This window comes from Pseudoalteromonas sp. 78C3 (assembly GCF_002836695.1).
Lineage (GTDB): Bacteria > Pseudomonadota > Gammaproteobacteria > Enterobacterales > Alteromonadaceae > Pseudoalteromonas > Pseudoalteromonas arctica.
Genome location: NZ_PJAV01000015.1, coordinates 1 through 4,819, shown reverse-complemented (window position 1 = coordinate 4,819; position 4,819 = coordinate 1). Strand labels below are relative to the sequence as shown.

At 36.9% G+C, this 4,819-nt stretch carries 3 protein-coding genes; 2 read left to right on the top strand and 1 reads right to left on the bottom strand.

The genetic code is table 11. The features are described 5' to 3' along the window. Window positions 1–342: 342 nt before the first annotated feature. Both CXF76_RS00395 and CXF76_RS00390 read left to right on the top strand, forming a co-directional pair. The gene (locus tag CXF76_RS00395) at window positions 343–1,749 is read left to right on the top strand and encodes an alanine/glycine:cation symporter family protein (RefSeq protein ID WP_101162776.1); all 1,407 of its coding nucleotides are present in this window, start codon (window positions 343–345) and stop codon (window positions 1,747–1,749) included. Window positions 1,750–1,886: 137 nt separating this feature from the next. Then, the gene (locus CXF76_RS00390; protein WP_024591026.1) at window positions 1,887–2,930 is read left to right on the top strand and encodes a patatin-like phospholipase family protein; all 1,044 of its coding nucleotides are present in this window, start codon (window positions 1,887–1,889) and stop codon (window positions 2,928–2,930) included. Window positions 2,931–3,044: 114 nt separating this feature from the next. On the opposite strand, the gene CXF76_RS00385 is transcribed toward CXF76_RS00390, so the two are convergent. Then, window positions 3,045–4,661 carry a glycerol-3-phosphate dehydrogenase/oxidase gene (locus CXF76_RS00385; protein ID WP_024605636.1) on the bottom strand — a complete coding sequence of 539 codons (1,617 nt, stop codon included), beginning with the start codon at window positions 4,659–4,661 and terminating at the stop codon, window positions 3,045–3,047. Window positions 4,662–4,819: the final 158 nt, after the last annotated feature.

The window sequence follows — 4,819 nt, the reverse complement described above, 5'->3', positions numbered from 1 at the left end:
AAACCTTACTGCATCAAAATAAAAACTATTGCATCTTGCACGCATACGCAAAACAAAACACTGAATATTAAAAAGATATTATTGATTTTTTAACTAATCAATATAAAGTGTAAGTGTGATTTATTATTCACATTTATAGAAATAAAATTCAGCACTAAATGTGCTTACTTACAAATTATTAAACATCAATACACACTTCACTATGGGGTAAAGCCAAACTTAAACACTATTATGTTTAATGCATAATGAGCTGCCGGATTTTTTAAGTTAAGTAGCGCCACATGCAGAGTTTAAAGTCGGTGCTAACATAAAGTAAAAGTATAAAATAAAAAGGGATTAGTAATGTTCGATACCGTCGTCAAAAGTGTAAACAACCTTTTATGGGGAGAAGGTCAGGTACTTATTTATATACTTTTGTTTACAGGTATATGGTTTTCGGTACGACTAAAAGCAATTCAAATACTTAAATTTAAACATATGTTTAGCCTTTTAAAAGGCAGCAGCAAATGTAAAAAAGACGACATTTCATCATTCCAAGCATTGTGTACAGGGCTTTGCGCACGAGTAGGTACTGGTAATTTAGCCGGTGTGGCAGTGGCAATTTCACTTGGCGGCAGCGGCGCTATATTTTGGATGTGGGTAATAGCCATATTGGGTATGGCTACAGGCTTTGCCGAAAGCGTACTTGGGCAAGTATATAAAGTGCGCGATAGTGGCGGCGAATTTAGAGGCGGCCCTGCGTATTATATTCAACAAGGTCTGGGTAGCCGGGCGTTTGCAATTGTGTTTGCCGCGTGTTTGTTTTTAGGTTACGGCTTTACGTTTAGCGCAATGCAAACGAACACAATTACCGACGCGCTTAACTACGCGTTTGAAGTTCCTACATTTTATTCTGGCCTAGTTATTACCGTACTAGCAGGCTCAATTATACTCGGTGGCTTTAAGGCAATTGCCCGATTTGCAGAGCGTGTTGTGCCAATAATGGGCATTGTGTTTGTACTTGCCGCCGTTATTATTACGATTATAAATTTCACGCAAGTACCCGCCATGCTTAAAGATATATTTTTATCGGCGTTTGGTTTACAAGAAGCCGGAGCGGGTGCAATGGGCGCTGCCATTAAAAACGGTATTCAACGTGGTTTATATTCTAATGAAGCCGGTGCAGGTAGTGTTCCGCATGCTTCAGCAAGTGCCAGCCCAATTCCTAATCACCCAGTAACGCAAGGTTACATACAAATGCTAGGCGTATTTTTCGATACAATAGTACTGTGTAGCTGTACCGCTGTGATCATTTTATTAGCCGATATAGACATAAGCGGTGAAATGGAAGGCATTCGTTTAACACAAAGCGCGATGACCGCTCATTTAGCACAAGGTGGTGTTTATTTTGTCGCAGCTGCTATTACCTTATTTGCTTTTACATCGGTGGTGGCAAACTACGCCTATGCAGAGAGTAACTTGCACTTATTTAAGCTCGATAACAAAGTAGGGCGCGGCATTTACACTTTGCTTTATTTATCAATGATGTTGTGGGGCGCGTCGGCCACATTAAAAGAAGTCTGGGATTTAGCCGATATTGCCTTAGGGTTAATGACAGTGGTTAACGTTATCGCTATTATACTGTTAACGCCGACTATTTTGTCTGTTACGAGCGATTACCACGCACAAAGAGACAAAGGTTTAGAGCCCGAATTTAAAGTAAAAGATGTAAAAGTACAGGGCAAATGCGAAGACGGCGTTTGGGATTAATTCACGTACTTTAAGCACACTTAACTATAAAAAGCGGTTTTATGGCAACATAAAGCCGCTTTTCATTTTGCATAAATATTCACTTTCAGTGTTGTAAAATAACTGAAGCAACCAAAATAAAAGGCACAATTTTTTAGATGATCGAGATTCACGCAGGGAAAACAGCGGCTAAAATTATTAACGAACAGGGCTTTAAACCTGAACTTTTCACCTCTTTTTTAGGTGCAAGTGGCGGTCCTAAATGGTTTACATTATTTGGCTTAGATAAATATATTTTTGGTGAATTTTTTAAAAACCGTACCCAACCACTTAATTTAATTGGATCATCTGCTGGCGCTTTTCGCTCTGCGTGTTTTGCACAAAACGATCCTGTTGCTGCGATTGAGCGCTTAGCAAAATCGTATTCGCAAACTCGATATTCAAGTAATAAACCAACACCTAGTGAAATAACAATAAAAGCGCGCGCATTACTTGAAGATGTTTTTGGCGATAACGGCGTAACCGAAATTATAAATAACCCAACATTTAAAGCGCACTTTATAGTAGCAAAATCGAATGGCTTTATTGCCAGCGAAAATAAATTAATACAGTTAATGGGTTTATCAAAAAGTTATATGTTAAACCGCGTTAACCGAAAATTATTAGGATCACAGTATGAGCGCTTTATATTTGGCCCAGCAACAAGTGACTTATCAATTACCGACAGCTACAATTTTAAAACGCAAAACATAGCGCTTACTCAAAATAATTTGAAAGATGCGTTACTTGCATCGGGTTCAATACCACTTGTTATGCAAGGCATAAAAAATATTGCAGGCTCACCTGTTGGCATGTATCGCGATGGTGGAATTATTGATTACCACTTTGATTTAAAAATTAATAATCCAGGACTCATTTTGTATCCGCATTTCAATTCAGAGCCAAAAGCAGGGTGGTTTGATAAAAACCTAAAGCGTAAAGTATCGCCACTTAATTACGACAACGTGGTAATGCTAGCCCCATCCAAAAATTTTGTAGCAAGCTTGCCGTACGGAAAAATTCCAGACAGAAACGATTTTACCGATCTTGATGCAGACACGCGTATTAAATATTGGAATATAGTTTTTAGTGAAACAGAAAGGCTAGCTGAAGCGTTTGATAAAAAGTTAAAAATGTTATTAATTTTTAAAAATAAAATATAGTTTTATTAGTTGCTATAAGAAGTCAGTTAACATAATTAATTTTAATCGTGTTAACAGACTTCTTCTATAACATTTAACCCAAGCTTTTAAAGTCGTAAGAATAGATGTAAATGGTTATTTAGATATCTCTTCAATGTACTCCTGAAGTTTATTTTCAGCATTATCCTTACCAAATAGAATTTGGCAGACTTCATGTAAACCAGGATCTGAAAGAATATCTTCTTTTCTTACAACCAGTGAAATTTTAGAACGTCGACGTAAAAAATCACTGAGTTTAGTTATCATTTCCCGCTCAGCAGCGTGTTCAATTTCCACACGTAAGTACTCCGAATTCTTAATAAGGAGTTCGCCTTTTTCAGGTGCTTCACGAATTTTTTCTAGCATGTTAATCGCATTTCTGCCGTAACGTCTCCAAAACCGCTTACTAAGTACCTCTGTAGATGTTTTAGGTGTTAAACCATCCAAATTCATTAATTTTGCACGATGCATGAACTCATTTTTAACGGTGTCGTCAGGTTCACCGTACCATTTGTAATCTTCATAAGGTAACTTAATACCTAATCCAGTGACTAAATCAGCCACTTCATCGCCTACATTAATACAATCTGTTAGTTTTCCGCCAAAGATAGAAAGATATTTTTGATCACTATTTGTATCTATAGCGTGCTTGCGCGATAATTGCACCCAGTCAGCCTTACCATTACCGTCTTTTTTAATTGCTAATGGTCTAACTCCACAGCGCTCGGCTATAATATCACTTTTTGTAATTGGCTTTTCTAACTCTAATAATTTGTTAGCATTATCAAGCACAAAGTTTCGATCCTCATCAGTCACTTGTGAGTGCGGACTATGAACTTGTGTATCGGTTGTACCAATACACGTTTTTGGGCCCATGGGGATCACAAAAAACAACCGACCATCATCTGCAAAAAACGTCAGTACTTTGTTACTGTTAGTTACCTTATCAACAATAAGGTGAATACCTTTTGAAAATACATGGTGATGTGCTGTGGTTTGACTATTTGTATTGTTAATAGGATCAACAAATGGGCCTGCTGCGTTAATAATAACTTTAGAGCGGATAGTAAACTTCTCTTTAGACATCTCGTCTACTGCATTTGTAGTCCAAATATCATTAGAGCGAGTAGAGCCCTGCGAACTTACGTAGTTAGCGGCAATACACCCATGGCTCATACTAGAGCGAATAAAATTGAAAACAAAACGAGCATCGTTATCCAATAAAAAGCTGTCTGAATATTCAAATCCAGCCTCTACATTTTTTGTGTTAATGACTGGCTCTGATGATTTTATTTTTTTTGCATTGAGGTATCTAGGAGATTTAGTAAAAAAACGTCCCATAAACCAATAGAGAATAGTACCTAAATAAACAAAGAATGCCGGAAATCTAAAGCCTTTTTGGATACTTGTAAAAAAGCGAATTTCTTTAACAGTAGAAGGATAGCTACGCATTAAATGGTTTCTACTTTTACAAAGTTTATTAACCAAATTATATTCATGACTTTCTAAATATTTTATGCCACCCCAAGCTAAATTTGATGAGTTTGAACTAGTGAAACCGGCAAAATCACCTTTGTCTATCAAGGCAACTCTAGCGCCCTTAGCGGCTAAAGCGGCAGCAGATACAGCACCGTTAATACCCCCTCCAATAATCAAAACATCATAAATATCTTGGGGAAGTTTTTTAATATTGTTGTCTCTAAGTTGACTCATTTGTTGAATTACCTATTTTAATATCAAGCTATTTAGACCAGCTCAATTAAATTTAAAGTATTAATGTCCTAAACGGTATTTATCGTGCTATCAAAACTTATACTAGGCATGCAGGTAAGTAAGTATACGAGTAATAATAAAAATACTTTCGATATTTT

Excerpts from the sequence above, each read along its gene's own strand:
- CXF76_RS00395 (WP_101162776.1), top strand. The coding sequence starts at position 343 with ATGTTCGATACCGTCGTCAAAAGTGTAAACAACCTTTTATGGGGAGAA.
- CXF76_RS00390 (WP_024591026.1), top strand. The coding sequence starts at position 1,887 with ATGATCGAGATTCACGCAGGGAAAACAGCGGCTAAAATTATTAACGAA.
- CXF76_RS00385 (WP_024605636.1), bottom strand. The coding sequence starts at position 4,661 with ATGAGTCAACTTAGAGACAACAATATTAAAAAACTTCCCCAAGATATT.